This window comes from Bacterioplanoides sp. (assembly GCF_965226395.1).
Lineage (GTDB): Bacteria > Pseudomonadota > Gammaproteobacteria > Pseudomonadales > Oceanobacteraceae > Bacterioplanoides.
Genome location: NZ_OZ245358.1, coordinates 1,515,385 through 1,535,513, shown reverse-complemented (window position 1 = coordinate 1,535,513; position 20,129 = coordinate 1,515,385). Strand labels below are relative to the sequence as shown.

The following is a 20,129-nucleotide window of genomic DNA, read 5'->3' as shown; positions in this document are numbered from 1 at the left end:
CAGAAAGACAAATTACCATTCTTGCGGATATTCAAAATTCGGATATTCGATACCAATTGCTTTACCAAATTTATTGGCAAATAAACCGTTCGGATCGAGTTTGCCGACCTGCTTATTAAAGCGCTCTAAATGATCGCCATAAACACCCAGGTCACGCTGTAGCGTAAACATCCAGTCCTGATTACCGTATTGCTCCGCGTACATATTTTTACCCCAGTGGCCACGTGCACCAAAATCGGTAATTAATTTACGCATCACTTCTTCATACGGGCCCATATATTCGGCAAATTGTTGGGCATTCAGATCAACCGGAACAAAAATCGGCATTTCAATATGAATGGCGGTACTGCCATTTTCGAAACCGTTACCCGCACCGGTGTAAGCCATTAATGCCTGATCTCCTACTTTGGAGAAGCGTACAAAAATACCAATCAGAGGTACCGGAATTTCACGGTTCTTACTGTTTAAGCCATTATTAAATTCCCGTACATATTCCATTGCGGCCTGAACATGCTGTTGTGGCACCGCCACTTCCCAATCCATCTGGAAGGTTTCCCGGTCGACTGTATCAATCAAATGACTGGAGGTAATACGATGGGTAGGGCCGGTAGCGTTGGAGGTATAGCGTTTTCTGCCATCAATGGTTTTGGTTAATATCGGCGTTAAATGCCAGCCGGAACGACGCATAAACGCCATACGCTCATGAGTTTGTGCTGACGGTTTGGCCGCGCCGATCTGAAAAATCTGCATGGTGTCGGAGGCACTCAGCTGATCAAAATCGACATAAGGGAATAACAGTTCGTTATTGGCTCCGGGTTCAGCGGCCAGCTGGGTAGTTTTACCACAGGTACGCAGATATTGGTTCAGGCTTGGGAACCAGTTGTACTGGCCATAATCACATTCCTGAATATCTTCCAGCACGGTTTTTTTACCGAATAATTCATCTTCTTCATGGAAGGTGACTTTAACCTGAGTATTGGTCGCATCTGATACTTCTAAGCGTACGCGGGTTAATACGCCGAGATAACCTAAATGAGTGGTCAGCGATTTCCATAAATCCGGATCGGTTTTTCCGGTTGTGCCGCGTGAATAGGTATTTAAGGCACCACTGGCGTCGATTAAATCGATAGACACTACTTGCTGCGATAATACATTCGGATTTTTGGGTGAGCTGCCATGGGCCGATGTGCCTAAGGCACCGGCAACGGAAACGTCGCGCCAACCCAGGTGAACATAACCTAAGCCTTTATCGCGCTCGAATAACCATTCGCCTACTTCGTGCAGGCTGGCACCGGCGGCGACATTGACGACCTCTGTCCCTTCAAAGGTTTCCAGTGACATGCCTAACGCTTGTTGCTGCTGATTAAACTGGTCCATCACCAGTACAATGCCATCGTTACACACAATGGTGGTCGCTGAGCCGGAGGTGGTGTTGTAACCCCGGCCGCTGGTCATTTTGACGCGTTTTTTCTCACGGTTGGCACGAGCAATAATCTGCTGAATTTGTTCAACTGATGTGGGGTGAATCACTTCTTCAATATCGTGACATAAGGTCTGATAGTTAAACGACGCCAACTTATAATCGGAACAGTCAGCCGGGCAGTTATTGCGGGTTTCGATACCATTACAGACCAGGTCACCACAGGTCGCCATGACTTCAACGCCCGGTAAATGTTGTTCGCTACGTAAAGTACCTTTTAAACTGTTGAGCGTTCCGGCAATGGTTAGTAGCGGGTCGGTCACCTTCTCCAGATTATTTTCCGATGGGCAGTATTCTTTTGTGCCATTAGCATCTTTATTAACACTGCACACCAGCACGTAAATAGCGCCAATTTCCATTTTGAATTTCGCCGGGAATTCATACACCAGCTTTTCACCACTGTTATTGGCCGGAATCTCAGCCAGTACGGGTGCCAGACCTAAGCCCAGTTTGTTTTTTGCCACATCTCCCCAGTAAACCCGGTAATGACTCAGGTTTGTTTGGTTTTCAGCAGGCCAGATCTCAACCCCCTCAAGCAAACGAATGGGGGCAATATTCGCGGGGTTGGTGTCGGCGGTATAGGTAATGCGGACTTTTTCGGCGACATCGACGGGCGCAGGTGTGGGTGGCTTGCTCATCGCCAATGAGAGTTGAGCCAGTAATAACGTGCTGCTCAGCAGCAGCCATTTGAATGGCGTCTTCCAGTTCATTGAGTTCATGTTATTTGTCATTCCTTGTAATTTAAAATGAGACTGTGGTACGAGTTTTCCATACTGCTCTTGATTGTAAAAGCGCACAATTGCAAAAACTGCATGTAGCCTGAGGGTATTTCAAGGCATAATGCCGGGCCTTTGGCCGGATTGTGATCATTATGATTTTTTTGCTGTTTTTAGCCGTTGGTGCCGTTGCGGGTTTATTGGCCGGGCTGTTTGGTATTGGTGGTGGTATGGTGATTGTGCCGGTACTGGTGCTGACCTTTGCTGCCCAGGGCATCAGTGAAGCGGTGTTAACCCATATGGCAGTTGCTACCTCGCTGGCAACCATTGTTTTTACCTCCATCAGCTCGGTGCGAGAACATCATCGTAACGGTGCTGTCGACTGGCCATTAGTCGGGCAAATGACGCTGGGAATTGTTGCCGGTACGGGGTTAGGGGTGTTGCTGATCTCCAGTGTGCCGGGCCCGGTATTGCAAAAGATTATTGGTGTGTTTGCCTTATTGTTGGCAGCCAAAATGTTTCTGGGCCTTAACCCGGACAGTGATGGCTCGCGTCCCGGTAAGCTGGGCTTAACTTCTGCGGGTGGTGTGATTGGCTTCGGGTCATCCTGGTTTGGCATTGGTGGCGGCACCTTTACCGTGCCGTATTTAACCTGGATGAAGGTGCCGATGCGTCAGGCGGTAGCAACTTCCGCGGCATGCGGTTTACCTATTGCCTTAACCGGTGCCATCAGTAACGTGGTGGTCGGTTGGAATCATGCGGATTTACCCGACTGGAGCACAGGTTTTTTATACTGGCCGGCGATTGGTGGCATTGTACTCACCAGTGTGCCTTTTGCCAAAGTTGGTGCCAAGTTGGCGCATACGCTTGACCAAACCTTACTGAAAAAGGCCTTTGCTGCACTGCTGGTTGTGGTTGGATTGCGCTTTTTACTGTCATAAGACGGTGTTAATTTTTTCGCTTTAATCAAATTGCTGGGATGCTTCTATGCTGACTTACCCTGATATCGATCCGGTTGCTGTGGCCATCGGGCCTCTGAAAATTCACTGGTACGGGCTGATGTATTTATTGGCGTTTGGTACCAGTTGGTGGCTGGCCAATGTGCGTGCGAAACGCCCTGGTTCAGGCTGGACACCGGAGCAGGTATCCGACCTGATCTTCTTCGGTGCCATGGGGGTGATTCTGGGTGGCCGTTGTGGCTATGTGCTGTTTTACAACTTTCCTCAGTTTCTTGAAGACCCGTTATGGTTATTGCGGGTCTGGGAAGGTGGCATGTCGTTCCACGGTGGTTTATTAGGTGTGTTAGCCGCGCTGGCGTGGTTTGGTCATAAGTACAAAAAGAACTTTTTTGATGTGGGTGACTTTGTCGCCCCCTTTGTGCCACTGGGCCTGATGTTTGGACGTATTGGCAACTTTATTGGTGGTGAGTTATGGGGCCGGGTTGCCGATCCGCAATCGGTGCCGTGGGCAATGGTTTTCCCCCGTGCCGGTGATTTACCCCGTCACCCATCGCAGCTGTATCAGGCGGCATTAGAAGGGTTGCTGCTGTTTGTAATTTTATGGTGGTTTTCCAACAAACCACGGCCACAAAAAGCCGTTGGTGCGGCATTTCTGATAGGATATGGCCTGTTCCGCAGCATTGCTGAGTTCTTCCGCGAACCGGATGCTCATATCGGCTTTGATCTGTTTGGCTGGATGAGCCGGGGCCAGCTGTTGAGCCTGCCAATGATTGCTCTGGGTATCGCCTTTATGATCTGGGCGTACCGCAGCGATAAAACCCGCCAGGCAACTGCGAACTGAATTGACTGAACACACTGAGACTGAAGCATGAAACAATACCTCGATCTGATGCGCCATGTGCGCGAAAACGGCACCTTTAAAGAGGACCGTACCGGTACCGGTACTTACAGCTGTTTTGGTTATCAGATGCGCTTCGACCTCAGTGAAGGTTTCCCGCTGGTAACGACCAAAAAACTGCACCTGCGCTCGATTATTCACGAACTACTGTGGTTCCTCAGTGGTGATACCAACATTCGCTACCTGAAGGAAAATGGCGTCAGTATCTGGGATGAATGGGCTGACGAAGATGGCAACCTTGGCCCGGTTTACGGTTCACAATGGCGCTCCTGGCCAACTCCGGATGGCGGCCATATTGATCAGATCACTCAGGTGATTGAGCAGATCAAAAACAACCCGGATTCACGTCGTATCATCGTCAGTGCCTGGAACGTGGCTGAAGTGAATAATATGGCACTGCCGCCATGCCATGCGTTTTTCCAGTTTTACGTCGCCGATGGCAAATTATCCTGCCAGCTGTATCAGCGCAGTGCCGATATCTTTTTAGGCGTTCCTTTTAACATCGCCAGCTATGCGTTGTTAGTTCATATGGTGGCGCAGCAGTGTGATATGGAAGTCGGTGATTTCGTCTGGACCGGTGGTGATACACATTTGTACGCCAATCATCTGGAGCAAACTGACCTGCAATTAGGCCGTGAGCCTTTGGCGTTACCACAATTGAAAATTCACCGTAAACCCGATTCAATTTTCGATTATAAATTTGAAGACTTTGAAATTGTGGGTTACGAGTCTCACCCTCATATTAAAGCGCCGGTTGCGGTTTAATACATCCGTCTAATTCATCGGCTTTATCGACAAAACCCTTTTTAAATAAGGGTTTTTGTACATGAAGTAACCGGTATTCTGAAAAGCAAATGACCGTTTATCGTATATTTGCTACCGAGCTCACAAAAGTGGCTGATGTTTTCAATAAATGTCAGTCCTGACAGGATGAAGACCTGTCAAATTACGCCTGCTGACTATACTGAAGGCGTGTTTCTTGAATTCAATTCTTATGTCTTCATCCCTGTTGTCACAATCTGATGCCTCGCCGGGTCTGATGTTGTCATTACTGCAGCGCCAGGAAGTTCCTGTGGTGTTGTACGATGGCCCGTTTCTGGTGGTTGATGATCTTGATGAACTGGGCTCAGAAATGGCCAGTCAGTACGACGTTATCCTGCTGCTGGCGGAGGCTCCGGGCAGTGAACTGAATGCCGCGGTTGAACGTATTCAGCTGACCTTACCGGATATGGCGATAGTGGTAGCCTTGCCAGATCAGCCTGCAGCCGCGGTGATCGCACAGTATATTCTCAGCGGTGTGCAGGAAGTTGTATCTCTGGGTATGACCACTCTTGATGACTGGCATCAGGCTTTTCAACTGGCACTCAGCCGCAAACAATACGAATCTCACCTAAAGCGCTTTTCTCATTATGACCCGCTGACCCAGCTGGCCAATCGCAGTTTATTTCAGGATCGGCTGGAACACAGCTTGTTGCAGAACCAGCGACGTGAGCGTGGCATGGGGATTTTGCTGCTGGATATTGATCGCTTCCGGGTCGTGAACGACATTTATGGTCATCAGATTGGTGATGAGCTGCTGGTGGCCTGCACTCAACGCATGCTGGATAAGGTGCGCCGCTCCGATACCCTGGCCCGTTTGGGGAGCAATAATTTTGCGGTCATCCTTGATGATATTAATGATGCCGATTGTATGCAGCGGGTTGCCGATAAGCTCAGTCAGGCGTTTAACCATTCATTTACCATTGGTGGTAACGAAATTTTTATCAGTGTCAGCATGGGAATGGAGCTGGCCAGCCGGGTGACTTACGATGCCGGACAGCTGATGCGACATGCTGAACTGGCGTTGCATCAGGCCAAACGTAATGGGCGTAATGCCAGTTTGCTGTATCAGGGTGAACGATCACCGGCAGATAAGGTGCGGTTGGGGCTGGAAAGTGCGTTGCACCACGCGATGGATCGTGAAGAGCTGCATCTGGTTTATCAGCCTCAGGCCATTGTTGATAGTGGTGTCTTTGTTGGAGTCGAAGCCTTGTTGCGCTGGCAACATCCGGTATTGGGCAATGTGCCGCCTTCAGTTTTTATTCCGGTACTGGAAGATACGGGTCTGATTGAGAGTTTTGGGCAATGGGCGCTGGAGCAATCCTGCCAGCAGTTTGCTGATTGGATCAATGCCGGAAAATTATCGCCCACCACCAAACTATCGGTGAACTTATCGCCGCGTCAGCTTCATCAGGGGGATTTGGTGACTCAGGTACAACGGGCGTTAAACCGCAGTGGTCTGGCTGCCCGATGTCTGACTCTGGAAGTTACTGAAAGTATGTTGATGAATAACCTTGATCAGAGTGTATCCATGCTGGCGCAGCTGCGCCAATTGGGTATGTCAGTTGCGATTGATGACTTTGGTACTGGTTATTCATCCCTGTCTTATTTAAAAGATCTGCCGATCGATTACCTGAAAATTGACCGGGTATTTGTCAAAGACATTGTGGAAGACGCCAACGATGCGGCTATCGCTAATTCGATTATCGGGCTGGCTCATAACCTGGGGTTAAAAGTCATCGCCGAAGGCGTTGAAGAAGCAGAAACACTGGAAATGCTGCGCTTGTTTGGCTGTGACCAGTATCAGGGGTATTTTTATTCCAAGCCGGTGCGGGCCGATGAGGTGATTCAGCTACTCGCACCGGAATAATCTTTCAATCGACCCCGTTCCCTCGTTATTATCGTTTCTTTTTGTGGAATCCGAATTGTGAAGCTGTCATTGATTGTTGCACTGGCACAGAACCATGTTATCGGCCGTGATAACAAACTGCCCTGGTACCTGCCGAATGATCTGAAATATTTTAAGCAGGTGACTCTGGGAAAACCGGTCATTATGGGGCGCAAGACCTACGAAAGCATTGGCAAGCCTCTGCCGGGGCGCACCAATATCATTATTACCCGTCAAACTGACTATCAGCCCGCCGGTGCCAGCGACAGCGTAAAAGTGGTTGAATCGCTGCAAGCTGCACAGGCTCTGGCAGAAAGTATTGCACTGATTGATGGTCAGTCAGAAGCCATGATTATTGGTGGCGCTGAGATCTATACTCTGGCTTTACCGCTGGTGGATCGTATGTACCTGACCGAAGTGCATGCCGATGTGGAGGGAGATGCCTATTTCCCTCAATTTGAACGCCAGGGGTGGCATCAGGTTGCAGGTGAAGACTTCTCAGCGGAAGGCCCTAACCCGTATGACTATAGCTTCAACGTGTACGAACGTGCCTGAGAGCCTTTGAGTGATGACTGAGCACACGATACAAGCGGAAAAAGTCATTGGCTGGCACCCGGAAGATTTGGTATCGCAACTCCCGCCGCTGGATTGGCAGTCATTACCATTGGCAGATAGCCCGGCCTGGCAGGAATATCGCCAACATTACCGGCTGCATTTTCTGCAGCTGGAGTCGGTAACCCATTATGCCGGCAAGATCGCATTGTGTGGTTACGACATTGCGGTTCAGCTCTGGCGTCAGCCTAATGCCAAAGGAACGGCATTGCTGATGCACGGCTATTACGACCATGCCGGGATTTATGGCTCGCTGATTGAATTCTGTCTGCAGCAAGGCCTGGATGTGGTGATCTATGACCTGCCCGGGCATGGTTTATCCAGTGGAGATCGGGCCTCTATCAGCAGTTTTCAGGATTACGATGATATTTTCAGCCAGGTACTGCAGCAGCTGCAATCTCACCTTGATGGCGATCTGTACCTGTTTGGTCAGAGTACCGGTGGTGCTGTCTGTATCAATTACCTGCTGAAACGGCAATTAACACCAGCTCAGTCTCCCTTTGCCGCTATTACCTTATTTGCTCCCCTGATACGGCCAAAAGGCTGGAATAAAGCCAAAATCCTGCACAGTGTTCTGAGTTTTGCGTTAAAACGGATCAAGCGAACTTTTAATCAGAACTCAGCCGATGCCGATTTTCTGCGTTTTATCGCCGAGCATGATCCACTGCAGCCGCGTTACCTGAGTGTTCGTTGGGTAGGCGCTCTGCGACAGTGGATTCCGTTTATTGAATCCCAAATTAAAAATGATATTAATATCAACATCATTCAGGGAGATGCAGACAACACCGTAGACTGGTGTCATAATCTGTCCATCCTGTCGCAAAAGTTCCCGAATCGTCAGGTCTTTATGCTGCCAGGAGGGCAACATCATCTGGTGAATGAGTCACTCGAGAATCGCTCGGTAATCTATCAGCAGATAGCAAAATGGCTGAATCTGGGTTGATTCGCCAACAGGCTGCGTAACAAGCAACGGCCTCAAAAAAGGACGTGATCAGGAAGGATAACCCCCAATATGGAAGTGGAATAAACAGGAGTATCCATGGAAGAACGTATAAAAAATAATAAAAAACTTATCCGCCAGTTTATTGAACTGGTCTGGAATCAGGGCCGCTTAAATCTGGCGAACTCTCTGATAACCCCCGAATTTACCTATCATGCCAGCATGATTGATGAACCGATGGACCTGATGCGTATGGGAACGATGGTGAATGCCCTGCGTGAGTCCTTTGATGATTTTACTATCTCGGTTGATGAACTGGTGGCAGAAGGAAACCAAATCGTCAGTCAGTCCACCTTAACCGGTACGCTGGTGAAGCCACTGATGGGGTTTGAACCCAGTGACCGCGTGATTTGTTTAAATGCCATGACCTTCTGGAAAGTGCGTCTGGGGGCGATTCAGTCTGGGCACTCGCTGCTGGATACCGCAGACCTGATTCATCAGACACAAAGTCTGCCACAACCGGGCAGAGCATTTAAGCTGATGGCAAGCGAATAAGACAAATCCGGACAGTTTTATCGGGTTATCCCGTCAGAGGGCAAAAAATTACTGGCGGGTGCCCCAATGTGAGGATCAGGGCATATTGTCGCTTGATAATCACGCATGCCTACCCTAACGTGCGCTGAATCGGCGCACTTTTTAGTCACAAAAATAATAAATAAGCCTTAACGCCGGACCTTTGTTATTCACATTTCAGAATAATGCAGGCACAAAGGCAAGCTGGTCTGCCATTTGCTTTGGAAAATGAAGTAAAAATAACTGAGTGCAATAAGAACATCATCTTATTGTCATGCTCAGCTATAAAAATGCTGTCACATTGAACAGGGCAGCACATAACAAGAAAAATGATGGCAGTGGCATTATGTTCTTGCGCCAGCAAGACATCACATTGGGGAAAGATATTATGAAAAAGCCAGATTTACTGGTCATCCTGACTTTGGTTGTTGCTCTGGGCGCGACCATCACCAGCATGAGTGCCGAGCAACGCCCGGCATCTGTAATTGCCTCAGAAAGCAGTATTCGCTAACAAACGACAGACCTCGCCATCAGGTTGTTAAAACGGATGGAATTCGTTGTCTGTGGCGATGGCGCTGATGCCAATATCCCAAGGCTCGGCGGGTAGTTGTGGAACCTGTTGAAAGGCATAAGCGCAGCCGACTAATTCTGGTTGTTGTCCCTTGGCGTCTGCAATGCCACAAGGCGTTTGAGTCATAAAAGCCAGTGTACGGTCGTAATAGCCGCCGCCCATCCCCAGGCGATTGCCACGCTGATCAAATGCCACCAGTGGTAAACACACCATGCTTAAAAACCGTGCGCTCACACGTTTGCTGTGACCAAAATCAGGCTCAGCAATGCCATAGCGGTTGTTCCGCATCACAGTGTTACTGTCATACCGTATAAAACTTAAGTGACCTTTACGTACCGGATGCAACACCGGCAAAAATACCTGCTTGCCGCGCCGCCAGAGGTCTTCAATCACATCGCGGGTATCAATTTCACCATCATTGCTTAAATACAGTGCTACCCGTTGTGCGGCACAAAATCGTGCGTTCTGACGCAGGCTGGTTAGCAGGCCATGTCCTGCCTGGCGGCGTTGTTGTGGCGATAACGAGCGACGTTTGCGGCGAATCAGTTTGCGCAGTTCAGACTTATTCATAGGGAGGATTATGGCTGGTGGTGTGCCTGAAAAATGGATGCTCCCCACTGTGCCGCTGTCATAAATAAAGGCCTTGAACCCTGTGGTCCAAGGTGGCAGGCCAGACATTAAATCAGGCTTTCCGTCGGGCGGACATGCACACATTAACGAATGAACCTTCCATAATAAAAAGCATCGGCTCAGGTCTTTATTGACTGGCTAACACCCCAGGAAGCGGGCGCAGTATAACAAAGTCGTGGCTAGATCTATAGCGCGGAGTTAGAGCTCCAGTTGTGAATCTTTATCCAGTGCGTCATCAATCATCTGATGAATCTTATTCAGGCGTTCACTGCTGTTGCCCTGCTGTTGTTGCAGTTGTAACAGGTCGTGAGTGATGTTGAGAGCAGCAATCACTGCGATGCGGTCGGTTCCTAAAACCTTACCTGCGTTGGAGCTGGCAGTTTTAATCTCAGCCATTTTTTCATTCAGATAACGCGCGGCATGGCGCAGCTCGGCTTCGGCACCGTCCGGGCAGTTGACCCGGTAATCGCGTTCGAGAATATTCAGTTCCAGTGTTTTCGCGTTAGCCACTGTTACGCTCCAGAGTCTGCAGACGGTTGATCATTTCATTCACTTTACGACGCGCAATTTCATTTTGCTGGGTGAGTTTCGAGCGCTCGGCTTGCCAGGACGCTTCTGCGGCCCGCATGGCACGGTTCTGCTCGCGCAATTCTTCCTGAACGCGCAGCAGCTTTTCGATTTTTTGTTGCAGATGTTGCAGTTGTAAATCTTGCATCATAACTCAGGAGATGTGATTGAAAGCTTACTATAAGAGGCGGTTGCCTGATGGGTCAATTGCAGCAGGATAATCTGCGGCGACAAACGCACCAGAGGATAATATTTAGCAGCTTCCGGGCAGTTTGCAATGGTAGAATGGCGTTGTTTTTTATGAAGGGTTTGGTTTTATCGCTATGAATATCAATTTTTCGGATACCGCAGATGTCTGGCTGGAGTCCCGCTGTTACCAGACGCCCTCGGCGTTACACGGCTGGCTGACGGGTTTTCTCAGTGCCGGTGCACGGTTAACGTCTGCGGAGTGGCTGACGGAAGCCGAAGCCTATCTGGAATTAGAAGAAGCGCCGGCCGATAAACTCAAAACCACGCTGATCAGCTTTTATGACGAAGTACTCAGCAGCCTGAGCGGTGAAGACATGAGCTACCAGCCATTACTACCCCCAGATGATGAAGCCGATGTGGTGGAACAGGTCGATTGTCTGGCGGAGTGGAGCAAAGGCTTCCTCGACGGTATTGGTGCTTCCGGTAAGTTGCAGGGCAACAAACTGCCGGAGGATGTGACCGAGGTATTACGTGATCTGGATGCCTTCTCAAATGCCAGTGTGGATGACCCGAAAGATCCGGAAAATGAAGCGCTCTACCTGGAGCTGGCGGAACATGCACGTATCGCGGCATTAACGGTTTTTTATGGCATGAACCAGAAGCCGTCTGCTCCGGCGGTTGAGATGTCGCCTAAGACACTGCATTAGACAACCGCATTAAACCTTTGCATTTAAACTACTGATTAAACGTTATCTTTGCTAAGAGTACCTGAGATGATCAAACTGGATTCCCGCGAATACGCCCTGCGCCGTCAGGAACTGATGGCACGTATGAGTGATAACTCCATTGCCATTATTCCTTCTGCGCCGTTAACAACGCGCAACCGTGATGTTGAGCACCCGTTTCGCCAGGACAGTGACTTTTATTATCTCAGTGGTTTCAGTGAAGAACATGCGGTACTGGTGTTAATTCCGGGCCGCGAGCATGGTGAATACGTGTTGTTCTGTCAGGAGAAAATCAAACAGCAGGAAATCTGGACCGGCCGCCGGGTTGGCCCTGAAGCTGCGCCTGAAACACTGGGTGCTGACGATGCTTTTCCGATTACCGATATCGACGATATTCTGCCGGGACTGTTAGAAGGCAAAGACCGTATCTACGCCAGTTTAGGTGTGCGTCAGGACTTTGATCATCAGTTGATGCAATGGGTCAACCACATCAAAACTCAGGTGCGTAATGGCTCCACACCACCACGTGAATTCAGTGCACTGGATCATTTGTTACATGAAATGCGCCTGATCAAATCCGACGCAGAAATTGCCGTGATGCAGCAGGCCGCTGATATCAGCGCCGATGCTCATGTGCGTGCGATGGAAATGGTCAAGCCGGGCATGATGGAATATCAGCTGGAAGCCGAGATCCTGCGTACCTTTATGGCGGCGGGCAGTCGCTGGCCAGCGTACCCGTCGATTGTGGGGGCGGGCGATAATGCCTGCATTCTGCATTACACCCAGAATACCGAGCAAATTCAGGACGGCGATCTGATTCTGATCGATGCGGGTTGTGAGCTGGATTATTACGCTGCCGATATCACCCGTACCTTCCCGGCCAATGGCAAATTCAGCGATCCGCAAAAAGAGTTATACCAGTTGGTGCTGGATGCGCAGATGGCTGCTATCGAACAGGTAAAACCGGGTAATCACTGGAATCAACCGCATGAAGCGGCAGTCAAAGTGCTGGTGGATGGTTTGCTGGAACTTGGCCTGCTTGAAGGTGATGCCGACGACCTCATCAAAGAAGAAAAGTACCGCCAGTTTTATATGCACAAAACCGGTCACTGGCTGGGCATGGATGTACATGATGTGGGTGAATACCGCATTGATGGCGAATGGCGTGAGCTGGAGCCGGGTATGGTGCTTACCATTGAGCCTGGCCTGTACGTCAGCCCGGATGACGAAACTGTTGATGAACAATGGCGCGGCATCGGCATTCGTATTGAAGACGATGTGGTGGTCACCAAAGATGGCTGCAGCGTACTGACGGTCAATGTACCCAAAACCATTGATGACATTGAAAATTTGATGGGGTAATCGTTACCCTGTCTCTGGAAATTCAGAAGGTTGTGTCGGGTGTTTTCGCTCGACCGTCTGCCGCAGGGATGCGGCAGTCGAGCTTACAGGGAAGTATTCACAGCGTGTCGAGAGAAAATATCCGATATAACCTTCAGGCTGTTGCAGAAGCGAGATAGAGCATATTCATGACTGCTGAATTACAGGTTGATGTAGCAATTTTAGGCGCCGGAATGGTGGGAGCCAGTCTGGTTCATTTATTGGCACCGGCACGCCAGCAAGGGCTACGGATCGCGTTAATCGATCGTCAGCCGCTCAAGCTGGAAGTCGATTCCAGTGAGCGACCACCCAGCTTCGATGGCCGCGCCACCGCACTGTCTTATGGTACTCAGCAGTTATTTGCCAAGCTGGGATTGTGGCAACACATTCAGCCGTCGGCGTGTGCCATTGAACATATTCAGGTTTCTGATCAGGGCCATTTCGGGCAGGCGCATTTACACGCTCACGAACAGAATACCGAAGCGCTTGGTTATGTGATTGAAAATGCCGCGTTGGGTGAAGGCTTATTACGCGGTATCGATACCCTCGACAATGTTGAGCTGTTTGCTCCGGCTAATGCTGAGCAGATTCAGATGAACGCCGACGGTGCTCAACTGACATTGGATGATGGTCGTATTCTGCAAACCCAATTATTGGTGATGGCTGATGGTGGTCGTTCACCACTGGCTTTGCAACTGGGAATCCAGCATTCCCGCCAGCCTTATGGCACTAACGCGTTAGTGACCCAAATCGAATGCGATCAGGATCATAATCACTGGGCTTATGAACGTTTCAGTGGTGATGGACCGATTGCTTTTTTACCGCTGCAGCAACGTAGTTACGCGGTAGTCTGGACGCTGAACGATGATGAAATTGACGCCGTGATGGCGCTGCCCGATGGTGAGTTTCTAGCTCGTTTACAGCAACAGATCGGAATGCGTTTAGGCCAGTTTATTCGTGTGGGTGAGCGTTCCCGTTATCCGCTGGCGTTGGTGCAAAGCAAAGAACAAGTGCGTCGTTCTCTGGTGTTGCTGGGCAATGCGGCGCACAGCTTACATCCGGTTGCCGGGCAGGGCTTTAATCTGGCATTGCGGGATGCGGCGGTGCTGGCTGAACATCTGAACCGTGCTTATAACCAGAGCCAGAGCAAAGATCCGAACAAGTGCCAGAGTCTGGGTGATCTGGCGCTGCTGCAAGCATACGAAGCACAACAACAAACTGATCAGCGTAATACCATTGTCGCCAGTGATGTGTTGCCTAAGTTATTTGGCAGTAAGCAATCGGCGTTAACCTTTGTGCGTGATGCCGGGTTATTAGGGTTGGCTGCCGCACCGACCGCACGAAGATTATTTGGGCGGCATGCGATGGGGCTGGGTCAACGAGCTGCTGCAATAAGATGATAAATATTGAGATATTGTCTTTCAGTGCGCTACCAGTTCATCCCTGAAGGCTAATCAATCACATCCCTGTGATTGACCCTTACAGCCAATACCATCAATATTTTTCAAATCGCTGAGTGATAAGAGATACCAATGAGCGACACTAACTCTCAAGATAAACACTACGATATTGTTATTGTGGGTGCTGGCTTGGTGGGGCAGGCGATTGCCGCCGCGATTCTGATGCAGCAGAACAAACAAGCGTCGCGCCAATCGCTGTCGCTGGCATTGGTTGATCCGGCGCAGGTTTCTCAACCGCCATTATCCAGCCGGCTTAATGATTATGATCTGAGAGTCAGCGCCTTAACGGCTCAGACTCAACAGCTGCTGAGCGATGTTGGTGCTTGGCAGCATATTCCCGCTGCGGCGCTCAGCCCATATACCGAGATGACCGTGTGGGATGCCGAAGGTACCGGCTCAGTGAACTTTGCTGCGGCCGACCTGCATGTGGATAACCTCGGCCATATCGTTGAAAACCGTCAGACCTTATGGGCATTGCAACAAGTCTTAAACGATTCTGAGGTGGATTTTATTCATCAGCCAGTGCGTTATCTGGATAACCGTGATGCGCAGGGTAATACCCCGATTGTGTTGGAAAACGGCGATACCCTGCAGGCGCAGTTGGTGATTGGGGCTGACGGCGCACTGTCCCGGGTACGTCAGTGGGCGGGTCTGCCAACGCGTGAATGGGACTACGAACATCATGCCATTGTGGCTTCAGTAGAGTGTGAGCACTCGGTTAAGGCAACTGCCTGGCAACGCTTTCGCCAGCAAGGGCCATTGGCATTTTTACCGTTGGCGAATAACGAGCATTTTGCCTCGATTGTTTGGTCCACTACCGAAGCGGAAGCCAATGAATTACTGGCACTAGATGATGCAGCTTTTAACATCGCATTGGAGCAGGCATTTGAAGGCCGTTTAGGGAAGATCATTTCTTCTTCTAAACGTGTTGCTTTCCCACTGCGCCAGCGTCATGCCAAAGATTACTGGTGTGAAGGAGTAGTACTGGCCGGAGACGCAGCGCACACCATTCACCCGCTTGCAGGTCAGGGTGTGAATCTGGGCTTTAAAGATGCGGCTGTTCTGGCGGAAGAGTTAGTGCGTGGTTTTAATAAAGGTCTGGATCTGGGCAGTGTTGCGGTGCTGGGCCGTTATCAGCGCCGCCGTCAGGCCGATAACCTGATCACGATGGCGACCATGCAGGGCTTTAAAGAATTGTTTGGTGCAGAAGCACCGATGCTGCGTCTGCTGCGTAACGAAGGAATGCGTTGGTTTGATAAGCTTTTGCCTGTTAAGCAACATGTAATGCAGCAGGCTATGGGATTGAAGTAGTTACCTCTGCATATGATCTGAGGTTGGGAATGTGTTTTCGCTCGACCGTCTGCCACACGGATGTGGCAGTCGAGCTTACAGGGATGTATTTACAGCGTGTCGAGAAAAATACGTTCCTAACCTCATCTGTGTTCTTAGCGGTAGTTCTGCACCCCAATCCCCATTTCTGCGAAATTCGCTTCCATCTGCTCCAGATCGTATTCACCCAAACCAAGGTAAGCCAGTACTTCGCTGCCAATCGTCTGCCATTCGTAATCTTCCTGTTGTTTACCCAGGATGCGGTAGTTTCCACAAATATGCTCAGACATTTTTAAAATGCCCAGCAGGGTTTTCTGCTCCGAATCTTTATCATTGCTGCTGTTGAAATAGCGCCCAGCGTTATGGTGCTCAGCGATAACCTCGCACAACATTTTGGGCAGTTTCCACGACTTAGCGGTGTAATAACCAATCACAGCGTGGTTGGTGTTCAGGCGCTGGTTTTCGATGTCGATGACTCGCTGGCTGGAGTCATGGGCATAGGATTCTTCCATCACTTCCAGATAGTTATCAAAGCGGCCCATCAGTAGCGGAATACCACAGTTATGGAACAGTCCAAGCAGATATGCCAGATCCGGGTTGGGGTAGCCTACCTGTTTGGCGATTTGGGTCGCCACTTGTGAGATATCGGTCGCGGTATCCCAGAAGCGGTTCATATTAACGATGGTTTCGTCACTCATCTGGCTCTTGATGGAAACCCCGTTAACGATATTCACCACACTGTTCAGGCCAATCAGATTAACCGCCTGATCGACCGAGGTAATACGGTTTTTAAGCCCATAAAATGGCGAGTTCACGACTTTTAAGATGGTGCCCGTCAGGCCCACATCCTGACTGATCAGGCGTGAGATGGCGCGCATATCCGGGTCGGGCATCAGCTGTTCCATCTGCAGATCAACCAGAATCTGGGGCTGAGGTGGAATACGGATTCCCTGCAGGATTTGTTTAATTTGTTCTTCGTTTAGTTCAGACATTTTTCAGTTCAGACAGTCGGGTGTCGCTCAGGCATCACGGAATGATGGTCATTTTAGGTTTTGATACAGTCAGTTTAGGTCAAAATCATTACACTGCCTGTGGTTGTTTGTTATGGCATATGACATTTATGTAAAAGACGATTTTTACTCGGTCTGACTCGCCCGAATGCGTATAATGCGCCGCTGTTTTTGTCTTTGGCTGTTACCAGCCTTGCCCGAGAGTGCACTCTGAGGTCTCTATGCTTGCTTCCCTGCGTTTAAAAAATAAAGCCGAACGTCGCCTGAAAGGTGGTCATCTGTGGGTCTACTCCAATGAAGTGGATACACAGCAAACACCGCTGAAAGGCTTGCAGGCCGGTCAGGAGGTGATCATTGAGGCCGCCAATGGCAAAGCGCTGGGTCGTGCCATTGTCAGCCCGGAGCAACTGATCTGCGCTCGTTTGATCAGCCGTGACAGCAAACAAACATTAGATGGTTCGCTGATTGTTCATCGTTTAAAAGTGGCCCTGAGCACGCGCGATTTGTGGTATCCACATCAGTGTTACCGTTGGGTGTATGGCGATAGTGATGGCCTGCCCGGGTTAGTGATTGACCGTTTTGGTGCGGTTGTGGTGATTCAGATTTCCAATATGGCGATGGAGTTGCGTCGTCAGGAAATTATTGATGCGGTGATGAAAGTCGCTAAGCCTGACACCATTGTGCTGAAAAACGACGGCAAGCTGCGCGCGGTAGAAGGCTTAGAAGAATACGTTGAGATTGTTCATGGTGAACTGGAAGACAACTGTGCACCGCTGACTGAAAACGATACCAACTTTATGGCCCCAGTGATTCATGGTCAGAAAACCGGTTGGTTCTACGACCACCGTGAAAACCGTGCCGTATTAAACCGATTGGTGAAAGGCAAACGGGTGTTAGACGTATTTTCGTATGTGGGTGGCTGGGGCGTACAAGCTGCCAACCATGGCGCCAGTGAAGTGCATTGTGTCGATGCTTCGGCTCAGGCACTCGACTGGGTGGAACAGAATGCCGTTCTCAACGGTGTCGAAGACAAGTTACATTGCTGGGAAGGTGATGCCTTTCAGGCGATGAAACAACTGAAAGACTCCGGCGAGAAGTTCGATATTGTGGTGGTTGATCCACCGGCCTTTATCCCGCGTCGTAAAGACATCAAAGCCGGCGAACAGGCCTATCGCCGCCTGAATCAGTTGGCGATGCGCTTACTGAATAAAGACGGCTTGCTGGTGGCTGGCTCTTGCTCTATGCACCTGGGCGATGACCGCCTGCCGGATATGCTGCGGGTATTAGGTCGTGAACTGGATCGCGAAGTGATGATCCAGCATATTGGCAGCCAGGGTGCCGATCACCCGGTATTACCGGCGATTGCTGAAACACGTTATTTAAAAGCGGTATTTGCGCGCGTTCTTCCGACTCGGTAAAGAGCGTGGCAGGTTAGCAGGAATAGCGAAGTTACTTTTCCATACGCTTCTGATGCGCCACATAATCATCCAGCAGCTGACGAATCATCTTTTGGTATTGCATATGATGTTTCTCCGCTGCGGTTTTAAAATATTCCACGCTCTCCGTGCTCAGAGAAATGGTGATTTTGGTATTGTCACTTTTAAGTTTGAGTTCGTCAGGTGAGGGCAGAAAGTCAGTGACCAGCTCGACATCACCAACAGGCCCATCAGTGTACTGAATTGGCTTGCTCATAAATTTTCTTACCTTTTCTCCAGTAGCCCGCTCCGAATATACGAATGCGGTTACCTCTGTATGTGAATCTTACAGTGAGAATGCCTGAGTAATCTTTATCATAGCCAAAACAAAAATAGCGTTTTTCGTTTTGGCTGTGCGCCAGATCTTCAGCAATAACACGATGTTTATCGACAAAAGCATGCTGAGCCTCATCGAAAGAAACGCCATGTTTTTCCTGATTTGAGAGGCTTTTGGCCTCATTCCATTCAAATGTGCTGTCAGACATGGATTAAGAATAACGCCGATATGGCTGATTAGCCATATCCGTTTTAAGGAAACCGCCGGGAAACGGCTCTCAATAACGCGACAGTTCTTCCAAGCGTGGCAGGCGCATCGATAATGCATCTGCGGTTTGCTCCAGCAGGGAAAGCAGGACAATAAACTGAGAACGAATCTGCTCACTCAGTTCCGGGCTGGCTAATCCTTGTTCCTGCCACTGCTGTAGTTGCTGATCCAGAGTGGCGAACTGCTGCTGCCACTCTTCGCTCAATTCGGAGTTGGGCAGCTGATTAACTAATCCCTGATCGACCAGCCCCTGATTAACCGATCGCTTAACTGCGCTTTGTTCTTGTCCCAACAATAACCCTTTCAGACCGTTGGTGGCGGCAATTACGTCGTCGATTCCGGTATTGCTGAACTCACTGGAATTAGTACCTAAGCGGCGGTCGAGAATTTCAAACGATATTAATGTCTGGCCCGCAACCAGTGCCGCCAGGGTGGCCTGACTATCTGAGGTTTGCTCCAGCAGGCCAGAGTAATAGCCATTGCTGGGCTCCCAGCGACGTACCAGGCGTTGCAGATGTTCCATCAACTGATTCGACAGCAACTGAACATACTGGCGTCGGCGTTTATGGTTTTGCACCTGATGCTGAGAATGCATTTGAGCAGCGTCATGAGTAGCCTGAGCGGAGTCGGTTTCCTGAATACGACCCTCGGATGGCATGACCACCGGAGCACTGTTGTCGCGGGCGGCAAAATCCGCCGGGTCACGATCACCATTAGCGCCCCATAACATAAACTCCAGCGGGTGATAGCCGAGGCTGGCGTAGCTGGGGTCGGAGAAGCCATGCTGATCCTGCAGAGTCACCTCAGTCAACTCCAGAGTGAGGTCATTGACGATGCCGCTGAACGGGTAGCCGGGCACATGATCAATATAGCCACCTTCAATTGGCCAGCTGTCGAGCAGTGCCCGGGTCGTGCGGTAATCAATGCCTTTCTGACGCCATTCTGCCGGATCGTTTACCGGGATATAGGCATACACCAGCGTTGCCAGATAGGCGTCATAGGCATCACGCCAGGCACTTTGCACCTGTACTAAATGAGTAGCATCGGGGTGCTGCAAAAAGGTAGATAAACGCTGATCCAGTTGCAGGGCTTTTTCAGCCGCTGTGGCCAGGCTGGTATAGGCACTGAGGCCGACGTAAGCCCGGAAAGCGCTGAGGTCGGTGCTGCTGGAGAGTGGGCGATCGCTGGTCTCGGTGTGTTGTTCACTTTTCAGCTGCAGCACATCATCACTAGGAGCCGAGTCACAGGCCGTGAGCATCAGCAAAGACGACACGGATAACATCAATACTCGCACTACTTTGGCTGATGCTCGCTGTTTAAAGGCTGCCATATTCATACGCTTGCTCCGCTCTGCCCTGGTTAAG

The 20,129-nt window shown here is 50.0% G+C and carries 21 protein-coding genes and 1 other RNA gene; 13 read left to right on the top strand and 9 right to left on the bottom strand.

Annotation, left to right across the window (positions count from 1 at the left end):
- Positions 1 to 12: 12 nt before the first annotated feature.
- Complete coding sequence (locus tag ACO05E_RS06950) at positions 13 to 2,199, bottom strand: FAD-binding protein (protein ID WP_419812256.1); 2,187 nt, start codon at positions 2,197 to 2,199, stop codon at positions 13 to 15.
- A 152-nt stretch (positions 2,200 to 2,351) separates the two neighbouring features.
- On the opposite strand from ACO05E_RS06950, the gene ACO05E_RS06945 reads away from it, so the two are divergent.
- The 8 genes from ACO05E_RS06945 (at position 2,352) to ACO05E_RS06910 (ending at position 9,396) form a co-directional block, all read left to right on the top strand.
- Positions 2,352 to 3,137, top strand: coding sequence for a sulfite exporter TauE/SafE family protein (locus tag ACO05E_RS06945; RefSeq protein ID WP_419812255.1), 786 nt, complete (start codon positions 2,352 to 2,354; stop codon positions 3,135 to 3,137).
- 46 nt (positions 3,138 to 3,183) lie between these two features.
- Positions 3,184 to 3,996, top strand: a complete 813-nt coding sequence (lgt, locus tag ACO05E_RS06940) for a prolipoprotein diacylglyceryl transferase (protein ID WP_419812254.1) — start codon at positions 3,184 to 3,186, stop codon at positions 3,994 to 3,996.
- 27 nt (positions 3,997 to 4,023) lie between these two features.
- Positions 4,024 to 4,818, top strand: coding sequence for a thymidylate synthase (gene thyA / locus ACO05E_RS06935; protein WP_419812253.1), 795 nt, complete (start codon positions 4,024 to 4,026; stop codon positions 4,816 to 4,818).
- Between the two features lie 214 nt (positions 4,819 to 5,032).
- Positions 5,033 to 6,742, top strand: a complete 1,710-nt coding sequence (locus ACO05E_RS06930; protein WP_419812252.1) for a putative bifunctional diguanylate cyclase/phosphodiesterase — start codon at positions 5,033 to 5,035, stop codon at positions 6,740 to 6,742.
- Positions 6,743 to 6,799: 57 nt separating this feature from the next.
- Positions 6,800 to 7,315, top strand: coding sequence for a dihydrofolate reductase (locus tag ACO05E_RS06925; RefSeq protein WP_419812251.1), 516 nt, complete (start codon positions 6,800 to 6,802; stop codon positions 7,313 to 7,315).
- Positions 7,316 to 7,328: 13 nt separating this feature from the next.
- Entirely contained in the window at positions 7,329 to 8,315 is a 987-nt protein-coding gene (locus ACO05E_RS06920; protein WP_419812250.1) for an alpha/beta hydrolase, read from the top strand.
- Positions 8,316 to 8,411: 96 nt separating this feature from the next.
- Entirely contained in the window at positions 8,412 to 8,867 is a 456-nt protein-coding gene (locus ACO05E_RS06915) for an ester cyclase (protein ID WP_419812249.1), read from the top strand.
- A gap of 406 nt (positions 8,868 to 9,273) precedes the next feature.
- Positions 9,274 to 9,396 (top strand): hypothetical protein, encoded by a 123-nt coding sequence (locus ACO05E_RS06910; RefSeq protein ID WP_419812248.1) that lies wholly within the window; start codon positions 9,274 to 9,276, stop codon positions 9,394 to 9,396.
- 27 nt (positions 9,397 to 9,423) lie between these two features.
- On the opposite strand, the gene ACO05E_RS06905 is transcribed toward ACO05E_RS06910, so the two are convergent.
- The 4 genes from ACO05E_RS06905 to ACO05E_RS06890 all read right to left on the bottom strand — a co-directional run bounded on the left by ACO05E_RS06905 (position 9,424) and on the right by ACO05E_RS06890 (position 10,801).
- Positions 9,424 to 10,026, bottom strand: a complete 603-nt coding sequence (locus ACO05E_RS06905; RefSeq protein WP_419812247.1) for a 5-formyltetrahydrofolate cyclo-ligase — start codon at positions 10,024 to 10,026, stop codon at positions 9,424 to 9,426.
- A 37-nt stretch (positions 10,027 to 10,063) separates the two neighbouring features.
- Positions 10,064 to 10,242, bottom strand: a non-coding RNA gene (ssrS, locus tag ACO05E_RS06900) — 6S RNA.
- A 42-nt stretch (positions 10,243 to 10,284) separates the two neighbouring features.
- Positions 10,285 to 10,596 (bottom strand): cell division protein ZapA, encoded by a 312-nt coding sequence (locus ACO05E_RS06895; protein ID WP_419812246.1) that lies wholly within the window; start codon positions 10,594 to 10,596, stop codon positions 10,285 to 10,287.
- Entirely contained in the window at positions 10,589 to 10,801 is a 213-nt protein-coding gene (locus ACO05E_RS06890; RefSeq protein ID WP_419812245.1) for a TIGR02449 family protein, read from the bottom strand. Before ACO05E_RS06890 ends, ACO05E_RS06895 begins: the two co-directional genes overlap by 8 nt.
- Positions 10,802 to 10,976: 175 nt before the next feature.
- On the opposite strand from ACO05E_RS06890, the gene ACO05E_RS06885 reads away from it, so the two are divergent.
- The 4 genes from ACO05E_RS06885 to ACO05E_RS06870 all read left to right on the top strand — a co-directional run bounded on the left by ACO05E_RS06885 (position 10,977) and on the right by ACO05E_RS06870 (position 15,718).
- A complete protein-coding gene (locus tag ACO05E_RS06885) occupies positions 10,977 to 11,549 on the top strand; it encodes a UPF0149 family protein (protein ID WP_419812244.1) in 573 nt (190 codons plus the stop codon).
- A 66-nt stretch (positions 11,550 to 11,615) separates the two neighbouring features.
- Positions 11,616 to 12,929: a Xaa-Pro aminopeptidase gene (pepP, locus tag ACO05E_RS06880; RefSeq protein WP_419812243.1), complete on the top strand. Its 1,314-nt coding sequence runs from the start codon at positions 11,616 to 11,618 to the stop codon at positions 12,927 to 12,929.
- A gap of 167 nt (positions 12,930 to 13,096) precedes the next feature.
- Positions 13,097 to 14,347 (top strand): 2-octaprenyl-6-methoxyphenyl hydroxylase, encoded by a 1,251-nt coding sequence (ubiH, locus tag ACO05E_RS06875; protein ID WP_419812242.1) that lies wholly within the window; start codon positions 13,097 to 13,099, stop codon positions 14,345 to 14,347.
- Positions 14,348 to 14,479: 132 nt separating this feature from the next.
- On the top strand, positions 14,480 to 15,718 hold the full coding sequence (locus tag ACO05E_RS06870; protein ID WP_419812241.1) for a UbiH/UbiF/VisC/COQ6 family ubiquinone biosynthesis hydroxylase: 1,239 nt from the start codon (positions 14,480 to 14,482) through the stop codon (positions 15,716 to 15,718).
- Between the two features lie 134 nt (positions 15,719 to 15,852).
- Here the strand turns inward: ACO05E_RS06870 and ACO05E_RS06865 are convergent, their stop codons facing one another.
- A complete protein-coding gene (locus tag ACO05E_RS06865) occupies positions 15,853 to 16,728 on the bottom strand; it encodes an HDOD domain-containing protein (RefSeq protein WP_419812240.1) in 876 nt (291 codons plus the stop codon).
- 239 nt (positions 16,729 to 16,967) lie between these two features.
- Here ACO05E_RS06865 and ACO05E_RS06860 point away from each other — a divergent pair, with 239 nt between their 5' ends.
- A complete protein-coding gene (locus ACO05E_RS06860) occupies positions 16,968 to 18,164 on the top strand; it encodes a class I SAM-dependent rRNA methyltransferase (protein ID WP_419812239.1) in 1,197 nt (398 codons plus the stop codon).
- A 31-nt stretch (positions 18,165 to 18,195) separates the two neighbouring features.
- Here ACO05E_RS06860 and ACO05E_RS06855 read toward each other — a convergent pair whose 3' ends face one another.
- The 3 genes from ACO05E_RS06855 to ACO05E_RS06845 all read right to left on the bottom strand — a co-directional run bounded on the left by ACO05E_RS06855 (position 18,196) and on the right by ACO05E_RS06845 (position 20,101).
- Positions 18,196 to 18,438: a hypothetical protein gene (locus ACO05E_RS06855; RefSeq protein ID WP_419812238.1), complete on the bottom strand. Its 243-nt coding sequence runs from the start codon at positions 18,436 to 18,438 to the stop codon at positions 18,196 to 18,198.
- Entirely contained in the window at positions 18,413 to 18,706 is a 294-nt protein-coding gene (locus tag ACO05E_RS06850) for a BrnT family toxin (RefSeq protein ID WP_419812237.1), read from the bottom strand. The genes ACO05E_RS06855 and ACO05E_RS06850 overlap by 26 nt, the downstream gene beginning before the upstream one ends.
- A 69-nt stretch (positions 18,707 to 18,775) precedes the next feature.
- Positions 18,776 to 20,101 (bottom strand): imelysin family protein, encoded by a 1,326-nt coding sequence (locus ACO05E_RS06845; protein WP_419812236.1) that lies wholly within the window; start codon positions 20,099 to 20,101, stop codon positions 18,776 to 18,778.
- Positions 20,102 to 20,129: the final 28 nt, after the last annotated feature.

Bases quoted from the DNA above. Each gene is read 5' to 3' on its own strand.
- ACO05E_RS06950 (WP_419812256.1), bottom strand. From the start codon at position 2,199: ATGAACTCAATGAACTGGAAGACGCCATTCAAATGGCTGCTGCTGAGC.
- ACO05E_RS06945 (WP_419812255.1), top strand. From the start codon at position 2,352: ATGATTTTTTTGCTGTTTTTAGCCGTTGGTGCCGTTGCGGGTTTATTG.
- lgt (WP_419812254.1), top strand. From the start codon at position 3,184: ATGCTGACTTACCCTGATATCGATCCGGTTGCTGTGGCCATCGGGCCT.
- thyA (WP_419812253.1), top strand. From the start codon at position 4,024: ATGAAACAATACCTCGATCTGATGCGCCATGTGCGCGAAAACGGCACC.
- ACO05E_RS06920 (WP_419812250.1), top strand. From the start codon at position 7,329: ATGACTGAGCACACGATACAAGCGGAAAAAGTCATTGGCTGGCACCCG.
- ACO05E_RS06915 (WP_419812249.1), top strand. From the start codon at position 8,412: ATGGAAGAACGTATAAAAAATAATAAAAAACTTATCCGCCAGTTTATT.
- ACO05E_RS06910 (WP_419812248.1), top strand. From the start codon at position 9,274: ATGAAAAAGCCAGATTTACTGGTCATCCTGACTTTGGTTGTTGCTCTG.
- ACO05E_RS06905 (WP_419812247.1), bottom strand. From the start codon at position 10,026: ATGAATAAGTCTGAACTGCGCAAACTGATTCGCCGCAAACGTCGCTCG.
- ACO05E_RS06890 (WP_419812245.1), bottom strand. From the start codon at position 10,801: ATGCAAGATTTACAACTGCAACATCTGCAACAAAAAATCGAAAAGCTG.
- ACO05E_RS06885 (WP_419812244.1), top strand. From the start codon at position 10,977: ATGAATATCAATTTTTCGGATACCGCAGATGTCTGGCTGGAGTCCCGC.
- pepP (WP_419812243.1), top strand. From the start codon at position 11,616: ATGATCAAACTGGATTCCCGCGAATACGCCCTGCGCCGTCAGGAACTG.
- ubiH (WP_419812242.1), top strand. From the start codon at position 13,097: ATGACTGCTGAATTACAGGTTGATGTAGCAATTTTAGGCGCCGGAATG.
- ACO05E_RS06870 (WP_419812241.1), top strand. From the start codon at position 14,480: ATGAGCGACACTAACTCTCAAGATAAACACTACGATATTGTTATTGTG.
- ACO05E_RS06865 (WP_419812240.1), bottom strand. From the start codon at position 16,728: ATGTCTGAACTAAACGAAGAACAAATTAAACAAATCCTGCAGGGAATC.
- ACO05E_RS06860 (WP_419812239.1), top strand. From the start codon at position 16,968: ATGCTTGCTTCCCTGCGTTTAAAAAATAAAGCCGAACGTCGCCTGAAA.
- ACO05E_RS06855 (WP_419812238.1), bottom strand. From the start codon at position 18,438: ATGAGCAAGCCAATTCAGTACACTGATGGGCCTGTTGGTGATGTCGAG.
- ACO05E_RS06850 (WP_419812237.1), bottom strand. From the start codon at position 18,706: ATGTCTGACAGCACATTTGAATGGAATGAGGCCAAAAGCCTCTCAAAT.
- ACO05E_RS06845 (WP_419812236.1), bottom strand. From the start codon at position 20,101: ATGAATATGGCAGCCTTTAAACAGCGAGCATCAGCCAAAGTAGTGCGA.